Annotated in this window: 12 protein-coding genes and 2 pseudogenes; 6 read left to right on the forward strand and 8 right to left on the reverse strand. The window is 44.9% G+C overall.

All coding sequences use genetic code 11. The features are described 5' to 3' along the window. A pseudogene (locus tag L5M37_RS20470) lies at positions 1 to 232 on the forward strand (IS4 family transposase); the annotation flags it as partial. 15 nt (positions 233 to 247) lie between these two features. Here the strand turns inward: L5M37_RS20470 and L5M37_RS20475 are convergent. The 7 genes and pseudogenes from L5M37_RS20475 to ampD all read right to left on the reverse strand — a co-directional run. Then, positions 248 to 2,554, reverse strand: a pseudogene (locus L5M37_RS20475) (two-component regulator propeller domain-containing protein); the annotation flags it as partial. A 379-nt stretch (positions 2,555 to 2,933) separates the two neighbouring features. Further along, entirely contained in the window at positions 2,934 to 4,361 is a 1,428-nt protein-coding gene (gene lpdA / locus L5M37_RS20480; RefSeq protein ID WP_105250398.1) for a dihydrolipoyl dehydrogenase, read from the reverse strand. A gap of 147 nt (positions 4,362 to 4,508) precedes the next feature. Then, on the reverse strand, positions 4,509 to 6,524 hold the full coding sequence (gene aceF / locus L5M37_RS20485) for a dihydrolipoyllysine-residue acetyltransferase (RefSeq protein WP_263201722.1): 2,016 nt from the start codon (positions 6,522 to 6,524) through the stop codon (positions 4,509 to 4,511). A 12-nt stretch (positions 6,525 to 6,536) separates the two neighbouring features. Then, on the reverse strand, positions 6,537 to 9,203 hold the full coding sequence (gene aceE / locus L5M37_RS20490; protein ID WP_263201723.1) for a pyruvate dehydrogenase (acetyl-transferring), homodimeric type: 2,667 nt from the start codon (positions 9,201 to 9,203) through the stop codon (positions 6,537 to 6,539). Between the two features lie 81 nt (positions 9,204 to 9,284). Then, positions 9,285 to 10,037 carry a pyruvate dehydrogenase complex transcriptional repressor PdhR gene (gene pdhR, locus L5M37_RS20495; protein WP_105250401.1) on the reverse strand — a complete coding sequence of 251 codons (753 nt, stop codon included), beginning with the start codon at positions 10,035 to 10,037 and terminating at the stop codon, positions 9,285 to 9,287. A gap of 297 nt (positions 10,038 to 10,334) precedes the next feature. Further along, on the reverse strand, positions 10,335 to 11,186 hold the full coding sequence (gene ampE, locus L5M37_RS20500; protein WP_263201724.1) for a beta-lactamase regulator AmpE: 852 nt from the start codon (positions 11,184 to 11,186) through the stop codon (positions 10,335 to 10,337). A gap of 81 nt (positions 11,187 to 11,267) precedes the next feature. Next, entirely contained in the window at positions 11,268 to 11,831 is a 564-nt protein-coding gene (gene ampD, locus L5M37_RS20505; protein WP_263174148.1) for a 1,6-anhydro-N-acetylmuramyl-L-alanine amidase AmpD, read from the reverse strand. A gap of 259 nt (positions 11,832 to 12,090) precedes the next feature. Here ampD and nadC point away from each other — a divergent pair, with 259 nt between their 5' ends. Both nadC and L5M37_RS20515 read left to right on the forward strand, forming a co-directional pair. After that, positions 12,091 to 12,972 carry a carboxylating nicotinate-nucleotide diphosphorylase gene (gene nadC / locus L5M37_RS20510; RefSeq protein ID WP_263164579.1) on the forward strand — a complete coding sequence of 294 codons (882 nt, stop codon included), beginning with the start codon at positions 12,091 to 12,093 and terminating at the stop codon, positions 12,970 to 12,972. A 749-nt stretch (positions 12,973 to 13,721) separates the two neighbouring features. Then, positions 13,722 to 14,114, forward strand: a complete 393-nt coding sequence (locus tag L5M37_RS20515; protein ID WP_263201725.1) for a prepilin-type N-terminal cleavage/methylation domain-containing protein — start codon at positions 13,722 to 13,724, stop codon at positions 14,112 to 14,114. A 154-nt stretch (positions 14,115 to 14,268) separates the two neighbouring features. Here L5M37_RS20515 and L5M37_RS20520 read toward each other — a convergent pair whose 3' ends face one another. Beyond that, positions 14,269 to 15,627 (reverse strand): O-antigen ligase family protein, encoded by a 1,359-nt coding sequence (locus L5M37_RS20520; protein ID WP_263201726.1) that lies wholly within the window; start codon positions 15,625 to 15,627, stop codon positions 14,269 to 14,271. A 426-nt stretch (positions 15,628 to 16,053) separates the two neighbouring features. Between L5M37_RS20520 and pilB the strand changes: the two genes are divergently transcribed. The 3 genes from pilB (at position 16,054) to L5M37_RS20535 (ending at position 20,143) form a co-directional block, all read left to right on the forward strand. Beyond that, complete coding sequence (gene pilB / locus L5M37_RS20525; RefSeq protein ID WP_263174150.1) at positions 16,054 to 17,766, forward strand: type IV-A pilus assembly ATPase PilB; 1,713 nt, start codon at positions 16,054 to 16,056, stop codon at positions 17,764 to 17,766. 137 nt (positions 17,767 to 17,903) lie between these two features. Beyond that, entirely contained in the window at positions 17,904 to 19,175 is a 1,272-nt protein-coding gene (locus L5M37_RS20530) for a type II secretion system F family protein (RefSeq protein WP_105250408.1), read from the forward strand. 41 nt (positions 19,176 to 19,216) lie between these two features. Then, a complete protein-coding gene (locus L5M37_RS20535) occupies positions 19,217 to 20,143 on the forward strand; it encodes a prepilin peptidase (protein WP_263201727.1) in 927 nt (308 codons plus the stop codon). The last annotated feature ends 139 nt before the right edge of the window (positions 20,144 to 20,282 follow it).

Raw genomic sequence — 20,282 nt, forward strand, 5'->3', positions numbered from 1 at the left:
GATGGTTCAATGCCTGTTGTGGCTAGTTGGTTTACACGCACAGCAACAGGGCTGGGATAAGCATTTTCAGGCCAATACCATTGGGCATCGAACGGTACTCTCAACGATTCGCTTGGGATTGGAGGTACTCAGGCGGCCTGATTATCAAATCACGGAGAAAGAATTGCTGGCGGCCTGGGTATTATTCGCCAATCAGTTGCTCAAATATGGCTATGCTATGGCTGATTTATGAGGGGATCCTTCAGTGCTCAACATAAAAAGGATAAGAGAACGGCTTATCTGACCATATCCCATTAACTTGACTCAAAATATCTAAAACATAACCCCCCGCAGCTAATCCTGCGAGGTTGATCTGAGATTCCCCCTGCAACAAGACATAATGGCTATCTTCATCCTGATAGCGTAATCGGTATTTAAATTGGATTGGCGAATCATCGAGGTAATCTAAGTTAGTGATTTGAAAACTCACCATATTCGCATCGGGTTTGATGGTCATCAGGTTACGCGGCAACAAGGATACTTCTGTCGTGTTGTTATAGTACACAGAGACAGATTCAAGCATCACATGGTCATCGGTTATACGATTGACCAGCCTATTGACATCGAGTCGCATCACACCTTCAGGTGTTCCTAAGTAAAAGCCTGTTTTTGGCGAATAAAAATAAGCGCCCTCGTTCATTTCATCGGAAATCAAACCATCGAGTTGATTAAACATGGCGATATTGCCCGTTTGAATATCCTGACGAATCAAAGAATCAGCACAACCCACAAGATTTGACTTAGGGGTCTTTTGAATAAAAAACACTGAACTACAATTTAATTGCCATTCGGAAGTCAGTGAAACTAACGATTCCGTCTGCTGCTGATATTCAAACAAACCTTTTTCATAGGAACCAAACCAGATAATTCCCGGGGACATTTCTTCAATATGGCTAATCGTTGGTTGTGCCGCAAAAGCATTAAATAAGTGCCGTTGATCATGAAACTCGTTTTGACTGTCTATGTAACCAAAGACTTTTTTACCGCCAACCCAAAGACGACCGTCTGAGGTACGATAAATCGTGCGGATCACTGGCCGCTTGGGGCCATCAAATTCGTTCGATGACTTATCAATATCAAATGGCTGGGGCTCATAAAGTCCCATTTCCCAAAAATAGAGTCCCGTGGTAGTCGCAATCCAGACGCGTCCTTTCAGTTTGGGATCCCGATAAGTTTTATATATGAGCTTATTTTTAAAGTCATCCTGACCGTGAGTCCATTTAGAAAAACTACTTCCTTGCAAGGTCTCTTTATCAATAACAAAAAGACCACTGGTTGTTGAGATAAGTAAATAATGGTCCTCAAACTCACTAATATCATAAATACTTTCGTGGGGATTAAACCCCTCAATCGGAATGTTAACCGCTTTTTTACTGCCCTTAGCAACAAAATCTAAACTGGAAGAACCGAGCCAAACCCCTTCATCACTGGCATGTACAGACCAAGTCATGGCATCGCTCAGCTGATAGGGTTCATCTGCCGCATAAGTATCAAGAATGAAATCAGGCTGTGACGCTAACAATGCCAATCCATCACCAGAGCCTCCAACCCACATCAAGCCTGCATCATCAAACAACATGGCTTTCAGCGTTTCCATGTTGGCCTCAGCCTTCAACTCTTGCTGATAATTCTCAATCAACCGCGTCTCAGGCGACCATTTTAACAAGCCAATACGGCTGGCAAACCACAAATACCCTTTAGCATCTTCAATGATCGCTGTGCTCCAATCGGGTAATTCTGGCACAGGTGTAATTTGATGAGCGATTTGATCTAATTGATAAACGCCACGCCCTGTCGCAATCCAGATCCTATGTTGAGTATCCTCCAACATATCAAGAATACTGCCCATAGATTCGGTCCAAGGGTATTGGAACAGCCGTTCGCCCTTGTTATCGAGGAGCTCTAGTTGTAACTGCCCCGCAACCAACATGTGTCCATTGGGCATAAGTAATAACTTGCGCCAAGGAAGGTCGCGATTAACAGCTAATTGGGTGATAAGGCGAAGTTCTGACTTTGAAGGGGAAAACTCATAGATCTGACCATTATCAATTAATAATCGCCATGTTTGACTATTCTTGCGGGCTGCCGATATCAGCGCACCACCTGGAAACTGCGGGAATAAATAGGGAGAACCAAACGCGGTAAATTGATTTTGTACTATATCGTAAAGGTAAATCGCGGCATTAGTGCTGACCAATAACTTGTCTCGGTCGATGTTCACCACTGTCGTTAAAAAGTCATCCGCAAGCCGTGATTCCGTGCCAATTTTATCAATGCGCCGCACCTTAGAATTACTGACCCGATACAAGCCCTGCTCAGTCGCTGCCCATACAAAACCGTAGTCATCTAAGGCTAAACCTCGGATGCTGGTGACAGCTAAACCGTCTCTATCGGTAAAAACACGCTGCACAAAGCCGCCCGCCCAAGCCGAATGGACGCTAATCAGTGAAAGGATGAAACATGTCAGAATTGTTCTAATTATTTTTGTTTGCATGTGACAACTTACTTCATACATATACCCAAACCACCTCAAAATGCAGCATTCAGCGGGAATTTAACGCACTTTAGGCAAGACGGCTATTTGCAGGCCTAGTGGGCTAAGTCAAAAATAGCCAACACCGCATAAAGTGCGTTAAAACCCGCCGGGACGGAGCACCCAGGGCACTCCACTTCCGTGTTGCATCAATTCAAAAGGTGGCCACATTTTTTCATTGATGCGCCTTGAATTGAAGCACCCTGGGCGCTCTGAAACTCGTATTTTGAAGTCGCTTGGGTATAACTGTACTGTAGCAGCTCAATCCCTTCAATTCATCCGCTTGTTTACATAAAAGTTACAAAAAAATACAGGCAATAAAAAAGCGCTCAAGTGAGCGCTTTTTTAATCGACAGCTAAATTACTTTTTCTTTGCCTTTGGGTTTGGCAAATCAGTAATAGAACCTTCGTACATTTCAGCCGCTAAGCCTACTGATTCGTGCAGTGTTGGGTGAGCGTGAATGGTTAATGCTAAATCTTCAGCATCACAACCCATTTCAATCGCTAGACCGATTTCACCTAACAGCTCGCCGCCGTTAACACCCACAATAGCACCACCGATCACGCGGTGAGTGTCTTTGTCGAAAATCAGCTTAGTCATACCTTCAGAACAATCTGACGCAATCGCACGACCACTTGCAGCCCATGGGAAAGTTGCGGTTTCGTAAGCAATACCTTGCTCTTTCGCTTCTTTCTCAGTCAGACCAACCCAAGCGACTTCAGGGTCAGTATAAGCAATTGATGGGATGACTTTTGGATCGAAGTAGTGCTTCATGCCAGCGATAACTTCAGCCGCTACATGGCCTTCGTGCACGCCTTTGTGAGCCAACATAGGTTGACCAACGATGTCGCCGATAGCATAGATGTGCGGTACGTTAGTACGCAGTTGCTTATCAACCTTGATAAAGCCACGCTCATCAACGTTAACACCTGCTTTTTCAGCATCTAACGACTTACCATTAGGTGCACGGCCAATAGCCACTAATACGGCATCGTAACGAACGGCTTCAGTTGGTGCGCTCTTACCTTCCATAGAAACATAAATACCGTCTTCACGGGCTTCGACCGCTGTGACTTTAGTTTCAAGGATCAGGTTGAATTTCTTCTTGATTTGCTTAGTAAATACGCGAACCACATCTTTATCAGCCGCAGGGATCACTTGGTCGAACATCTCAACCACGTCGATTTGGCTGCCTAAAGAAGCGTACACAGTACCCATTTCTAGACCGATAATACCGCCGCCCATCACTAACAACTTGCCTGGAACTTCTTTCAGTTCTAATGCGTCAGTCGAATCCCAAATACGTGGATCTTCATGCGGAATAAATGGCAGTTTGATTGGGCGAGAACCCGCAGCAATGATCGCTTGCTCGAAAGTCACTTTAGTCACAGTGCCATCTTCAGCAGTCACTTCTAGCGTGTTAGGGCCAGTGAATTTACCAAAACCGTTAACCACGTTAACTTTACGCATTTTGGACATGCCGCCCAATCCGCCTGTTAATTGGCCAATGACTTTTTCTTTAAAGCCACGTAACTTATCTAAATCGATAGTTGGCTCGCCGAAGACCACACCGTGAGCGGCAACCGCTTTGGCTTCTTCGATAACTTTAGCAACGTGCAGTAAGGCTTTAGATGGGATACAACCCACGTTAAGACACACGCCACCTAAAGTGCTAAAACGTTCAACTATGATGGTTTCCAGACCTAAGTCAGCAGCACGGAAAGCCGCAGAATAACCTGCAGGACCTGCACCTAATACCACTACCTGAGTTTTGATTTCGTTACTCATGTTTTCCTCTAATTCTCATTCAATCCGTTGGAGGAGCTATCCTGCCAACCGAAAATGCGCCAGCGCGTAAGGTGGGCGCATTTTAACCTGTGTTTGATACTGATCACAATAAACAAAAGGCTGCTCAAGATGAGCAGCCTTATATGCTTACAGAACCAAAGTACGAATATCGGACAGAATTCCTGACAGCGTCACACTAAAACGTGCAGCCATGGCACCATCGATCACGCGGTGATCGTATGACAGTGACAGCGGCAACATCAATTTAGGTTCGAACTCTTTACCATTCCACTTAGGCTTAATTTCAGATTTAGACACACCTAAAATTGCCACATCTGGGTAGTTCACGATAGGCGTAAACGCCGTACCGCCAATACCACCTAAACTTGAAATGGTGAAACAGCTACCTTGCATATCAGCAGATTTCAGCTTGCCATCACGGGCACGGATAGAGATATCAGCCAGTTCACGAGATAACTCGATAATGCCTTTCTTATCCACGTCACGCACGACTGGCACAACCAAACCGTTTGGCGTATCAACCGCCACACCGATGTGGAAATACTTCTTCTGGATCAGTGATTCGCCATCAGAGCTTAAGCTAGAGTTGAACACAGGGAACTGTTGCAACGTTTTAGCCACAGCTTTCAGCATAAACACTAAAGGCGTGATCTTGTAATCGGCTTTTTTCTTCGCCGCTACATCATTTTGCTGCTTGCGGAACTCTTCCATTTCAGTGATATCAGCTTCATCGAACTGAGTCACGTGAGGGATAGTTACCCAGTTGCGGTGTAAGTTAGGGCCAGAAATCTTCTGGATACGGCTTAATGGAATTTCTTCCACTTCACCAAACTTACTGAAATCAACTTTAGGTGCTGCAATCACTTGCAGACCACCGCCGTTACCTGAACCAACAGAAGTTGCAGCAGTCGCTTTAGGACGCGACAGTTCGTATTTCACATACGCCTGAACGTCTTCTTTCATGATGCGACCTTTACGGCCAGAACCTGTCACTTGGGTCAAGTCGACACCAAATTCACGGGCTAAACGACGTACCGCAGGAGACGCATGTACCGCACCGGTAGACACAGGTGTACCTGCACTTGGGTGGTGTGGTACTGGAGGACGGCTTGCAGGTGTTGGGGCTGCAACGGGCGCCGCGCTCACTGGAGCAGGAGCTGCCGCTTGAGCAACCGCTGCTGGAGCTGCCCCCACTGTGACAGTTTCAATCGTCGCAATAACGCTACCTTGAGAAACCTTGTCACCCACTTTAACAGTCAAAGACAGCAGTTTACCGGCGAATGGCGCAGGCACTTCCATGGTGGCTTTGTCAGTTTCAAGCGTAATCAAACCTTGGTCGGCAGTGATTTCATCACCGACAGACACGAGCACTTCGATCACATCGACATTGCTGGCATCGCCAATATCCGGCACTTGAATTTCTTTTACCGCAACCACACTTGCCGCTGGTGCAGCAGGTGCTGCGGCCACTGGCGCTACCGTAGCGGCAGGAGCCGCCTGAGCCACAGTTGCAGCTGGCGCGCTAACGCTTGGAGCCACAGCAGGTGCAGCGCCGCCCACTTCAAGCATGATGACTAAAGAGCCTTGCGACACTTTATCGCCAACCGCAACTTTAACGTCTTTAACCACACCCGCGAAAGGTGATGGCACGTCCATCGTCGCTTTGTCTGTTTCTAGGGTAATTAAACCGCTATCAACATCAATCTTGTCACCGACAGCAACCAAGACTTCGATAACCGATACATCAGTGTCGCCACCGATATCTGGCACAGTGACTTCAACCACTTTGGTTGCGCCAGTCGCAGGAGCAGCAGCCACAGGGGCTGGAGCCGCTTGAACCGGTGCAGATGCTGGTGCCGCCTGAGCGGGTGCTGCAACTGGAGCCGGAGCGGCAGCTGCCGCGCCCGCCGCTTGCATCATAGCAATCAAAGTACCTTCAGATACTTTATCGCCCACAGCCACTTTCAATTCGGCTAAAACACCGGCGAAAGGCGCTGGAATATCCATAGTCGCCTTGTCGCTTTCGACGGTAAGAATCGATTCTTCTGCCGCTAGGGTATCACCCACAGCTACACAAATTTCGATCACTTGCACTTCATCGCCGCCGATGTCAGGAACAAAAACTTCTTTTAATTCAGCCATTTTCATTGCCTCTTACGCGTACTGTGGATTGATCTTGTCAGCGTCGATACCATATTCTTTAATGGCTTTTGCTAACACATCGACAGGCAGCTCTTTGCGATCAACCAGTGATTTCAGTGCCGCAATAACGATGAACTTAGCGTCCACTTCGAAGTGGTGACGCAGATTCTCGCGGCTGTCTGAACGACCGAAACCGTCAGTACCTAACACTTTGTAATCGGTAGGAATATAAGCACGTAACTGTTCGCCGTAAATCTTCATATAGTCAGTCGCGACGATTGCAGGTGCATCACTTGAAATCACTTGGCTTATATAGGCTTGTTTTGGCGTTTCGGTTGGGTGCAGCATGTTCCAACGTTCAGCGGCTTGACCATCGCGAGTCAATTCGTTGAAGCTAGTTACGCTAAATACGTCGGCAGTAATGCCGAAGTCTTTCGCCAGTGCTTGCGCCGCTTTACGGGTTTGTTCAAGGACAGTGCCACAGCTCATTAACTGAACTTTGCCTTTACCTGAGCCCGCAACCGTTTCTAACTTATAGATACCTTTCACTATGCCCACTTCCGCGCCTTCTGGCATGGCTGGTTGCTCATAGTTTTCGTTCATTGTGGTCAAGTAGTAGAAGATATCTTCTTGATTTTCGCCGTACATACGACGGATACCATCTTGTACCACAACGGCGATTTCGTAACCGTAGGTTGGATCGTAAGTAATACAGTTAGGGATAGTGTTCGCCAATACGTGGCTGTGACCATCTTGATGCTGTAAACCTTCGCCGTTAAGCGTTGTACGACCTGAAGTGCCACCGACTAAGAAACCACGAGCACGCATGTCACCCGCAGCCCAAGCCATGTCGCCAATACGTTGGAAACCGAACATTGAGTAGTAGATGTAGAACGGGATCATAGGTGTATCATTGACTGAGTAGCTCGTCGCTGCTGATACCCATGAAGACATAGCGCCGAGTTCGTTAATCCCTTCTTGCAATACTTGGCCGGTTTTATCTTCACGGTAGTAAGCAACTTGGTCAGAATCCTGCGGAATATATTTTTGGCCTTCGTGAGCATAAATACCCACTTGACGGAACAAACCTTCCATACCGAAAGTACGGGCTTCGTCAGGAATAATTGGCACAATATTTTTGCCAATTTTCTTGTCTTTCAGCAGAGCTGTCAGAACACGAACGAATGCCATAGTCGATGAAATTTCACGGCCGTTAGAGCCCTGTAAAATCGAATCGAAAATCTTCAGTGACGGCACTTCCATCTCTTCGGTGAACTTTTGACGACGTTGTGGCACGCTACCATGCAGCGCTTCACGACGGCTCATCATGTACTTCACTTCTTCAGAATCTGGACCTGGGTGATAGAAAGGCAGATCTTCTAACTGGTCATCTGGGATCGGGATATTGAAACGATCGCGGAAGTAACGGATAGACTCGATACCCATTTTCTTCACGTTGTGAGCGATGTTTTTACCTTCACCCGCATCACCTAAGCCATAACCTTTTACGGTTTTAGCTAAAATCACCGTTGGGCGACCTTTGGTTTTTTGTGCGTGATCTAAGGCAGCGTACACTTTCACCGGATCATGACCGCCACGGTTTAAGCGCCAAATGTCATCATCTGACATGTTAGCCACCATTTCGGCCGTTTCAGGATACTTACCAAAGAAGTGTTCGCGTGTATAAGCGCCACCTTTGGCTTTACAGTTTTGGTATTCACCGTCAACGGTTTCTTCCATTAACTGCAGTAACTTACCGCTAGTGTCACGGGCCAATAATGGATCCCAGTAACGACCCCAAATCACTTTAACGACTTCCCAGCCTGCGCCGCGGAATTCGCCTTCAAGTTCTTGGATTATCTTACCGTTACCACGTACAGGGCCATCAAGACGCTGTAAGTTACAGTTAACGATGAAGACTAAGTTATCTAATTCTTCACGGGCCGCTAAACCAATCGCACCTAAGGCTTCTGGCTCGTCACACTCACCGTCACCTAAGAAACAGTAAACGGTTTGTGCTGAACAATCTTTCAGACCACGGTCAGTCAGATATTTCAGGAAACGCGCCTGATAAATCGCTTGGATAGGACCTAAGCCCATAGAAACGGTTGGAAATTGCCAGTAATCCGGCATCAGTTTTGGATGTGGGTATGAAGACAGACCCTTGCCATCCACTTCTTGACGGAAGTTAGCCAGTTGGTCTTCGCTTAAACGACCTTCTAAGAATGAACGCGCATAAATACCAGGGGCAATATGGCCTTGGAAATACACTAAATCGCCACCGTCTTTTTCATTGGGTGCGCGGAAGAAGTGGTTAAAACATACGTCATAAATAGTCGCGCTTGAGGCGAAGCTTGAAATATGGCCGCCTAATTCTAAATCTTTCTTAGAACCACGAAGCACCATAGCTAAAGCGTTCCAACGGATGATGGCGCGAATGCGACGTTCCATCTCTTGGTTGCCAGGCATGTGCGGCTCTTGACCCGCAGGAATAGTGTTCAGGTAAGCCGTTGTGGCGTTATAAGGCAAGTGAGTGCCATTACGACGCGCTTTATCGATCAGCTTTTCTAGTAAAAAATGTGCGCGCTCTGGGCCTTCCTGTTCCAACACGGCTTGCAGGGCATCAACCCATTCCTGAGTCTCTAACGGATCTACGTCTTGTAGCATATCTTCAGACATGACACTGTCCTTCTCTATATACATGATAATGAATGGTGTTTGCGGCATATTCCGATTTAGCTGGCAGCTAAATCACAGAACTTAAGCGCCACTCTTTAAACGGCGCAAGCTTCGCTGCAACCGGCTATCTTCTTCCCGCACAGATAACATCACCTCTTCGATGTAACTTAAGTGTTCATTTGAGGCTTCTCTGGCGGCGTCGGGATCACGACGAACGATGGCAGCGAGCAAGGCCCGTCTGTGATCGTTAGCCATAGTAGAAGCTTCTTCGCGGCGGCTTAAAAGCTCCAGGTTTTGCGCCACATTTTGATGCAGCACAGGGGTTAAACTAAGAACGAGGTGTAACATAGCCACGTTATGTGACGCTTCCGCCACAGCACGATAAAAACGCACAATCGCAGCAGCTTTTTGTTCGATATCGGTGGCGGCTTCCACCTCGAGAATCATACGCTTGATATTTTGCATATCGGCGTCGGTACCACGCAGGGCCGCAAAATAGGCCATCATGCCTTCGGTGGCATGGCGGAACTCCAGTAAGTCGTACTGACTCTCTGGATCTGAATTCATCAGTTCAACAATAGGATCGGCAAGGGTCTGCCAGAGTTGTTCTTTGACATAAGTACCACCGCCTTGGCGGCGCATTAACAGTCCTTTTGCCTCAAGCTTTTGAATAGCTTCACGCAAAGAAGGTCGAGACACTTCAAACTGGATCGCCAGTTCGCGTTCAGGCGGTAACTTCTGACCGGGCTGTAAACTCCCCTCTAAGATCATTTGCTCTAATTGCGCCATGATCACGTCAGAAATTTTTGGCTGATTAATTTTACTATAGGCCATCAGGCGCTCAGCTCCGTTGTAAATTGGTCTTACCAATTTTTTTGAGTGAGCGCACTTTATCAAATCAGCGTTTTGATGTCCAGATTGAAGATCACTCCTTAAAAGCGATCTCGATCAAAAGCACTCACGAAGAGAGCATAGCGGAAAAAAATGTTTATGGGGTCAGACCATTTGACAAAAGCACGGACTTCGCCCCACTAGGCGCTGCCAAAAGCGCAGCGGATAGATTCTAGGTAGGAGCACAGCGACGCCCTAGCAGCGAAGCGTTCTCGATTCTCGCTGCAAAGCATCCTTCTTTTAACTCACCAATCCGAAAATGGTCAGTAATGAAAGTATTGCAACAATAAGTGTAAAGTTACGTTTACTGAGTACTAATAATGCTAAGGTTGATTGTACACATATAGGTGCACTTGCGACCTCAGGTAAAGGTTGTGCCGCTAATGCCGTTTCAGCCACCACAGTGTGAGCGCTCACATTTAAGGTCAACCCATTACGGCGCCACGCCGCTAAACCTTCACTAAATTGACCACTTAAGGCATAACCAAAGGCGAAAATCCGGCTCGGTAACCAATCCAGTAGCGTAATCACTTCGTTGACTAAGGGTAGCTCTAGGGATTTACGGGCATTCTCTTCGGCATAAAAACGTACCGTGCAATACAGTACCGCACCGACTGGACCTAAAAAAATGAAAAACAGCGCCACGGCACCGTAATAACGATAGTTAATCCAAGCAACACTTTGACCCACTTTGGCACCTAGGTCTTTCTCGGATACAGCATCTAAACACTCGCTACAATCGAGTTCAGCGGCATAATGGTAACAAGCTTGGACATCAGAGCGACAAGCCGCTTGCATATACTTTTTGAAAATATCACGCTGTTTCTGATGGTTAAAACAAACCACTGCCACAACAATCCATAGGGCTAAACTTAATAAGCCCCAAAACATTCCCGCCACTAACCAAGATAAAACATATACCAACAAGGCTGGCAGCACTAACGCCAACGCCATCATCACGCTTGTCAGTGACGCTTTATCACCAAAAAATGTTGTCTGATAGGATTGCAGTAAACGATCAAATTGCCATGATGAAGGAAGAAATTTAAGTCGCTCCACTAAAATGGCGACCAAGAGTGAAAATAATGCCATGGGCTGTACCTCTATAATTTGTCCATAAATAGTCTAGGTTTATATGGAATACGTCTAAAATCCAAAAAGTTAAGTGATTAACTAAGAACGCAACGCCTGAGTATATTCCTTTAACTTGCCTAAATATCCTTCCCAATCAAAACTTTGCCCTGGGTCCGTTTTCCGCATTGGCGCAATATCACAATGACCCACAATCCGTTCAATACTCAGCAATGGATATTCTACCAGTAGGGCTTGTGTTAACTCGATGAGTGACTGATATTGCTCAGAAGTGTAAGGCTCAGTATCTGTGCCTTCCAGTTCAATACCAATGGAAAAATCATTACAATTCTCTCTCTCGCCATAACGAGACACCCCTGCATGCCAAGCCCTGTCATTACAGCTTACATATTGGACACGCTCGCCATTGCGGCGGATCAAAAAGTGCGCCGACACTTGCAAGCCCAGCAACGGTGCAAAGCTGAAATCGGCATTAGTATCTAAACACCCTTGAAATAATTGATCAATGTAAGGTAATCCAAAGCAGCCTGCGGGCAGACTAATATTGTGGATCACTAACAAACTCACTTCATTCAAGGGACGTTGATTAAAATGTGGCGACTCACAACGCCTCGCACTATCACACCAACCCGAATCAAACCGCATTATGAGCTTATCCTCTATAGCCACATATACCGCCTTACTCTAACAGTATTCCTCCAAGCAAAGAAGAAACCCTGCGCACGGAACTTACTGACTGAGCTATCTTTTAATATTGAGATCATGGAACAAACCATCCACTCTCAATTTAAATAAGGCTGCAGCTTACTCCTTTTGCTCAATCTTCCAACCTGTTCCGTGAGACCTAAGGCCGTGGTAATCTTAACCTAAAATGCAAGTAGGCCGTAATGCAAGGACTCCGCTTATGTTAGAAAACGATATCCGCCAATCAGTAAAATCTGCCCTCAGTGAAGACTTAGGTGGCACCGAAATCAACGATCAAACCAAAGCCATCGCTTATGGTGATATCACAGCAATGTTGATCCCCGCCGATAAGTACGCTGAAGCCACTTTAATCACCCGTGAAGAAGGCGTTTTTTGTGGTAAAGCATGGGCAGAGCAGGTTTTTAACCAACTCGGTGGTGAAGTCGCACTGCATTGGCATGTGGATGATGGCGATCTAGTATTACCCAACCAGCTATTATGTGAATTATCAGGTCCTGCGCGCGCTATTCTCACAGGCGAACGCACGGCAATGAACTTTATCCAAACACTTTCTGGCGTAGCTACCTTAACCAAACATTATGTCGATAAACTGGCGGGGACTCACACTCGCTTGTTAGATACTCGCAAGACAATTCCAGGCCTACGCACGGCACAAAAGTATGCCGTCACCTGCGGTGGCGGAAAAAACCATCGTATTGGTTTATATGATGCTTTTTTGATTAAAGAAAACCACATTATGGCCTGTGGCGGTATTCGCCAAGCCGTAGATACCGCCCGCAGCTTGTACCCGAATAAACCCGTTGAAGTCGAAGTGGAGTCACTCGAAGAGCTCGCCTTAGCACTCGACTCTGGCACAGATATCATAATGTTAGATAACTTCGACATCACTAAGATGGTCGAAGCCGTAGAGATGAATAACCAGTACCTAGCTAAAGGCGCCGGCGCTAAGCTTGAAGTCTCTGGCAATGTAACCTTAGATACCTTAGCCGAATTTGCCAAAACAGGGGTGGACTATATCTCAGTTGGCGCACTCACTAAGCATGTTCGCGCCTTAGATTTATCACTCAGATTAAAAGCTTAAAACCGCTAGATGTTAAATGGCAGTGGAATGTTCTCGCAAAGTACCGTAAGCACATTCCACTCATAAAATATTAAGGCGAAGTGCATTTGTTTTGTAGGGCTCCTGCAAACCAAATGCAAAATCACGCCTGCACTATCATACTCAGCATTCACCCTCACGAAGCACCCAACCCGCCACCATTTCATGTCACCAATTTGACGACATAGAGAGACACGCCAGCTAAACTGATATTGTCAAAAAGTTGTTATAACCTAACATGTCGATAAGTTAGCCTTTTATACAAAAACAACACTTTATTAGTACTTTATACTTAATTTTTGTTTCCTTTTACCTAACTTTGTACTAACTTTTACCAAGGCGAGATGGCCGTTTGGTCAACCTCACCTAAGGTCAGCACTGGGATTCTTTTTAAAATTGCCTAGTTCACGTTTTTTGAGAGGCATATTTTTGAAAACGTTAGCCTAAGGTGCGGTTGCCGAAACAATTTATTCAAACAAGCGCTAACCCAGCATTAACTTAGTGCTAATTTAGCAAAGCTAGCTTGGATAAATCAGCATGAGTCATTACACATGGGTCATTCAAGATCATCGGTGTACTGTTAATGTTACATAGATCATATAAATGATTTTATTGACATAAATGAGTAATAAAGTTTGATGAGATAAAACAATTTATAGAGTAAAACAGCGGTTAGGTTAAACACTCTATTCAACCACAGTAAGTCACTAAATAGTTAGCTGGAGAGAAAAATGAAGGCCATGCATTTAAACAAAAGATTAAACAAAGCATTAAATAAAAAAGCTCAGGGTTTTACTCTGATCGAACTGATGATCGTTGTCGCCATTATCGGTATTTTGGCAGCAATTGCTTTGCCTGCTTATAAAGATTATATAAACAAAGGAAAAATCAACTCCTGTTTAAGCGAAGCAAGTACATTCACTAAAGCGTTATCAGCTTCTATAATCGGCGAGTTAGCAACAAATCCTACTTATGTGCCTTCCGCATGTGTAGGTGCACCTACTGGAACAACGCCTACGAGTTTAGCAACACTAACAGGAACTGCAGTGTACACAGCCAAGGACGAGGATGCTAAGACAATTACTTGTACTTGGACCACTGCTACCTGTGAAGCTCAATCTTAAGTAATAATATCGCCGTCAGACGATTGAAAAAGCTGCTAACTCGCGGCTTTTTTTATGGGGTGTTTTCCGACTACAGCTTAGCTTAACTGCTTACTTTATTTCTTGCTGTAACCACCGACTTGAGCGACTCATTTTAGCTATTAACTATCATCACTCAGTAGCTAATGAGTCCATTCACCCACATTCTAGGAAATAAGGCAGGGAGCAACTCTTCATTCTTGTAAGTGTTCAATAACACAAACGCCATAACACTCACGACTAAAAACAATAACATCCTGACTACGACACTTGCTTTATAGCCACGACATGTACCATATTGCACTTGCATGGCGACCACAAAAACCAGCATCAACTGTGCCAATGGCATGACAACAACACCGCTAAACAAAGAATAACAAAGCCCAGATAGCAGAGCATAAATAATAGGAATGACCTCGACGTCGTTTGCTAGATATAAATATCGTAATCTCTTATAAATTCGACTCAATACCCAAGCTATGCAAACGATACTGCAGATAACACCGTACTCATAAAGTAATTGCATCACTGAATTATGTGGATGAGCATGTGGTAATGGTTTACCTTCAGCCCAAGTAAAGCTCATCGGCCCAAAACCCAACCACAAACGTTCTGGAATAGATTTAAGAACATACAGCCATAAATCTAACCTTCCAGAACTCCCCGTTCTAATCTGAAAACTTGAACTGTCCATCAGCCAGTACGGAATTATGATGATAAATACTAGCCACAGGCAGATACCAAATAACATGGTTTGCAACATGGTCGAAATAAATTGTTTGCGGGTATTTGCATCTACAAAAAAAAACAGCACGACTGACGCTAAAATGAGCGAGAGCATAGCTCCCCGGGCTTCAGTCTGTAACAACACAGCCCAATGTAGTGCAACAAAAACTATGGAGACTCGTTTGAACTTAGCTAAACTTTGAACAAAAAAAGGCAAAAAAAGCAGAGGTGTCACCATTACTTGCAGTTGGTTAAAAAAGCGGACATTCACATAACCCGTAAGCAAGCCATGAATATCGAAGCTTTGTGCATCCGCATAAGAAAAGAATAAAAATAAAATATATTTAGCAAACGTCAATACAGAAAAGAATAAAACTCCCGCATAAACGGCAAAATACAAGATGCTGCGCTTCATCGAATTAATACTCAAAGCAAACAAGTAAAATGCTATTATGAGTATTCCGATATTAGTTATTTCAACCACTCCCCAAAAGGGATGTTTACTGAAAAAAGCAGATACAATAGCCAATACAAAAAAAATCGTTAAAGACACCTTGGTCAACCTTGAAAGCCTTATGAACTCAACATCCTTAACAAAACATAACCCCAACGAAGCAAGCCAAATAAAGCCAATAACAAGAAAACGCTTTAGATCATACTCACTGTCAATACCAACAAGATAAGAAAAATTAAAAGAAAATACAGTCCCGAGCAGGAAAATACATGCAAATGTAATTAATAGTCCCCAAGAATAAGCTCCCAATTGCATATACTGACTGCCTCAAAAATTAATGGCTATAACGTTATAATTTACTAATTATCATACAATTTATGTTAAATCACCTCCACAATACTCACCCAAGACTACAATAGTTTGCAACTTCTTCTTTTTATTAAAACTTTAAACATCCAAAATTTTTAATATTTTTTTGCTAAAAACAGAAATTTATTTCATACGGTACATCTCGGAAGTTCCTTGCTATACGTACGCTCCTAGACTCACGATGGTCACAATGATTAAATTCAACAGCAAGCAATTGAAAATTAAGTAAATAAAATTTCAACATCATTATATCAATGAACTTCCGCACACATAAATTTGTTTGTTCCAAGGATAGCTTTTTCATTAGACTAAATATGACAAAATGCTATAAAGACGTTATTATTTCAACACTTGTTTACAACTGGAGTCTCTATGCCATCTACAGGCCTGCATTTGGGTTTATCGACCCTGTTTATCCGTAAAGGTCTGCTAAATGAAGAGCAGATGGCGAACGCCATCACAAAATCCCGTCAAAATAAGCAAGCGTTAGTCAGCACTTTAGTTCAAAGTAAACTGGTTTCAGCACGTGCCATTGCTGAGATGTGCTATGAGGAATATGGCACGCCACTACTCGATCTCAATGAGTTTGATCTTGCTTCCATTCCTGAGGACTTCCTCAACAAAAAACTCATTGAAAAACACCGCTGCTTACCGCTGTTTAAACGGGGAAATCGCCTCTATATAGGCACATCCGACCCGACCAATATTGCCGCCCTCGAAGATTTCCAATTTAGTGCAGGCCTGCACGCCGAAGCGATTCTAGTTGAAGAAGATAAACTCGCCAAAGCACTGGAGAAAATTCTCGAAGTAGATATTAGCGGCCTAGATTTAGGCGGCATGGATGAAGCGGCACTGGCGAGCATTGAAATTACCGACACTGACAGACGTAATGAAGAGTCCGCAGGCGAGGCCAGCGATGATGCACCTATTGTTATCTATATCAATAAAATTCTAACCGATGCCATTCGTAAAGGAGCATCGGATTTACACTTTGAACCCTATGAAAAGCGCTACCGCATTCGTTTTCGCATCGACGGTATCCTCCACGAAGTATCCGAACCGCCTATAAGCCTTGCAGGTCGCTTATCAGCGCGCCTAAAAGTAATGTCAAAACTTGATATCGCCGAACGCCGCGTGCCACAAGACGGCCGAATCAAGATGAAACTTTCCCGCACTAAGTCCATCGACTTTCGGGTCAGCACTCTACCGACCTTATGGGGCGAAAAAATTGTAATGCGGATCTTGGATTCTTCCTCCGCACAATTGGGCATTGAAAAGCTCGGCTACGAGCCCGACCAAGAAAAACTTTACCTTGAGATGTTAGCAAAACCCCAAGGGATGATTTTAGTGACCGGCCCAACAGGCTCAGGTAAAACCGTCTCACTCTATACTGGGTTAAATATTCTCAATACTGAAGAGCGTAATATTTCTACCGCCGAAGATCCGGTAGAAATAAACCTTGAGGGTGTAAACCAAGTTCACATTAACTTAAAAGCCGGTCTCACTTTCGCCTCTGCTTTACGCTCATTCCTGCGCCAAGACCCCGATGTAGTGATGGTGGGTGAAATCCGTGATCTTGAAACCGCCGAAATTGCCATTAAAGCGGCACAAACGGGTCACTTAGTGTTATCGACCCTACACACAAACTCGGCCGCCGAAACCTTGACCCGTTTAATCAATATGGGCGTGCCCGGTTATAATATCGCCAGCTCAGTTAACCTGATTATTGCCCAGCGTTTGGCGCGTCGACTTTGCCCCGAATGTAAGCAAGCTGAAATCATCCCTGAGCATGAACTATTACGTTTAGGTTTTTCTCAAACACAAATTACACAAGGTTTTACCACCTTTAAACCTGTAGGCTGTGAACATTGCTCTGCTGGCTACAAAGGCCGGGTTGGTATTTACGAAGTGATGAAGATGTCCGATGAGATAGCGCGTACTATCATGGAAGGCGGTAACTCCTTACAAATCGCCTCCCAAGCTAAAGCGCAAGGGATGCGGGATTTGCGTCAGTCAGGATTATTGAAAGTAATTCATGGCGTAACTAGTATTGCAGAAGTCAATCGCGTAACCAGTTTTGGCTAAATCTAATCTTTTATATCTAAAATTTAGGCAATACCGTATTACTACTCGTATATTTGAATCTTAGAGTCCAAACTATTTCGCAAGCACAGCGTTCAGTTAACTAGAAATCTAGAACGATTTATTTACAGGGATAATTTATGGCTACGGCAACGACAACAAGAAAGTCTCGAACTAAGAAAGCCGAGCAAAAAAGCCAGCCCAAAATCTATACCTTCGAATGGAAAGGCGTTAACCGCGATGGCAAAAAAACGGCAGGAGAGCTTAGAGGTGCTACCGCAGCCGAAATCCGTAGCCAGCTTAAATCACAAGGAGTAAACCCTAAGAGCGTTCGTAAGCAGTCCTCTCCGCTATTTAAGTTAGGTGAAGCCAATATCACCCCTATGGATATAGCCATGATGACCCGTCAAGTCGCGACTATGTTGGCGGCAGGCGTTCCTTTGGTAACGACATTTGAACTACTCGGCCGTGGCCATGAAAAAGCTAAAATGCGGGAATTACTGGGTACTATTTTAACCGAAATTCAATCGGGTATTCCCTTATCCGATGCTATGCGCCCCCATAGGCGTTACTTCGACGAACTATATGTTGACTTAGTCGCCGCGGGTGAGCATTCAGGTTCACTCGATTTGGTTTTCGATCGAGTCGCAACCTACAGAGAAAAAACGGAAGCGCTCAAATCAAAAATTAAGAAGGCTATGTTTTATCCTGCTGCAGTTGTAATTGTCGCTATTTTAGTTACGGTTTTGTTACTTCTTTTTGTGGTGCCACAGTTTGAAGATATTTTTAAAGGCTTTGGTGCAGAACTGCCCGCTTTTACGCAACTGGTACTGCATATTTCCCGCGGCTTACAATCTTCTTGGTATATCTTTTTAGCTGCCATTGTCGGCGGTGTATTTTTATTTGTACGCGCACATCGAAACTCGCAAATTTTACGGGATAGAGTCGATGAAGCCGTGCTTAAAATCCCAGCCATTGGACCGATTTTACACAAAGGTGCCATGGCACGTTTCGCCCGCACCTTAGCCACCACCTTTGCCGCAGGTGTGCCATTAATTGATGGCTTAGAGTCCGCCGCTGGCGCATCGGGTAATGCAGTTTATCGCAAAGCCATATTGAATATTCGCCAAGAGGTCATGGCGGGGATGCAGATGAATGTCGCGATGCAAACCACTGGTCTTTTCCCCGATATGTTAGTGCAGATGGTGATGATAGGCGAAGAATCCGGCTCACTAGATAACATGCTCAATAAAGTATCAACCATCTACGAAATGCAAGTCGATGATGCCGTCGATGGCTTATCAAGTCTGATAGAACCGATTATGATGGTGGTTATCGGTACTGTTGTGGGTGGTTTGATTGTTGCCATGTATTTACCTATCTTCCAGATGGGTAATATTGTTGGCGGCTAGTTATTACGCCTCACTTCCACAAATAATATATAAGAAATTGAATGACTGAATTTATCTCTCTTTTGGGCCACTCTTTTGATCAGAGTCCTTGGCTCTTTATTACGCTAAGCTTTATTTTTGCCGCCACCATAGGCAGTTTTTTAAATGTGGTGATCCACAGATTTCCTGTGATGATGAAACGGGAATGGCAGCAAGAATGTAATCAGTATTTGCAGGAATACCACTCAGAGATAGTCACACAAATCGGTATTGATAAACTCAATAAACCTATAGATAGCTTCCCCGAAAGATATAATCTTGTGGTGCCGGGCTCTGCTTGCCCTAAGTGCAAAACGGCGATTAAACCTTGGCATAATTTACCTGTATTCGGCTGGTTAATGCTCAAAGGAAAATGCGCCGCCTGTCACGCACCGATTTCCGCCCGCTACCCAATAATTGAATTCATCACAGGGCTACTTGTTGCGACTTTAGCGTGGCACTTTGGTCCAAGCTGGCAATTTGTCTTTGCGAGCATACTGACATTTGTACTTGTCGCACTTACTGGCATCGATCTTGATGAGATGCTGCTCCCCGACCAAATGACGTTACCGTTACTTTGGCTCGGCTTGATCATCAATCTAAATCATACCTTTGCGAGTCCAACCGATGCCATTATCGGTGCGGCAGCTGGCTATTTAAGCTTGTGGTCCATTTTTTGGCTATTTAAGATCCTCACAGGCAAGGAAGGCATGGGCTATGGGGACTTTAAACTGCTCGCCGTTTTCGGTGCTTGGCTCGGCTGGCAAATGCTGCCGCTGGTGATTTTACTTTCGTCCCTCGTTGGCGCAGTGGTTGGCATCGCCATGATTGTCAGTAAACGCCTCAAACAAGGTAATCCCATCCCATTTGGGCCTTATATTGCTGCCGCAGGCTGGATAGCCCTAATATGGGGTCAACCTATAGTGGATTGGTACTTAAGTACGTTATAGAACAGGCTTCACTTAAGGATAACGGAACGTTCGCAAGCTCACTCACTGAACGCTTCGCTTACCGTAAGGGCGAAGCCCGTTCCGTAGACTGTAAGGACGAAGTCCGTCCTAGCAGCATAGCGTCCTTCATAGCTTTTAA

It is taken from the genome of Shewanella sp. SM69 (assembly GCF_025653985.1).
GTDB lineage: Bacteria > Pseudomonadota > Gammaproteobacteria > Enterobacterales > Shewanellaceae > Shewanella > Shewanella oncorhynchi.

What these genes read in the sequence shown, in the direction of transcription:
- lpdA (WP_105250398.1), bottom strand. Translation starts at nt 4,361, where the DNA reads ATGAGTAACGAAATCAAAACTCAGGTAGTGGTATTAGGTGCAGGTCCT.
- aceF (WP_263201722.1), bottom strand. Translation starts at nt 6,524, where the DNA reads ATGGCTGAATTAAAAGAAGTTTTTGTTCCTGACATCGGCGGCGATGAA.
- aceE (WP_263201723.1), bottom strand. Translation starts at nt 9,203, where the DNA reads ATGTCTGAAGATATGCTACAAGACGTAGATCCGTTAGAGACTCAGGAA.
- pdhR (WP_105250401.1), bottom strand. Translation starts at nt 10,037, where the DNA reads ATGGCCTATAGTAAAATTAATCAGCCAAAAATTTCTGACGTGATCATG.
- ampE (WP_263201724.1), bottom strand. Translation starts at nt 11,186, where the DNA reads ATGGCATTATTTTCACTCTTGGTCGCCATTTTAGTGGAGCGACTTAAA.
- ampD (WP_263174148.1), bottom strand. Translation starts at nt 11,831, where the DNA reads ATGCGGTTTGATTCGGGTTGGTGTGATAGTGCGAGGCGTTGTGAGTCG.
- nadC (WP_263164579.1), top strand. Translation starts at nt 12,091, where the DNA reads ATGTTAGAAAACGATATCCGCCAATCAGTAAAATCTGCCCTCAGTGAA.
- L5M37_RS20515 (WP_263201725.1), top strand. Translation starts at nt 13,722, where the DNA reads ATGAAGGCCATGCATTTAAACAAAAGATTAAACAAAGCATTAAATAAA.
- L5M37_RS20520 (WP_263201726.1), bottom strand. Translation starts at nt 15,627, where the DNA reads ATGCAATTGGGAGCTTATTCTTGGGGACTATTAATTACATTTGCATGT.
- pilB (WP_263174150.1), top strand. Translation starts at nt 16,054, where the DNA reads ATGCCATCTACAGGCCTGCATTTGGGTTTATCGACCCTGTTTATCCGT.
- L5M37_RS20530 (WP_105250408.1), top strand. Translation starts at nt 17,904, where the DNA reads ATGGCTACGGCAACGACAACAAGAAAGTCTCGAACTAAGAAAGCCGAG.
- L5M37_RS20535 (WP_263201727.1), top strand. Translation starts at nt 19,217, where the DNA reads ATGACTGAATTTATCTCTCTTTTGGGCCACTCTTTTGATCAGAGTCCT.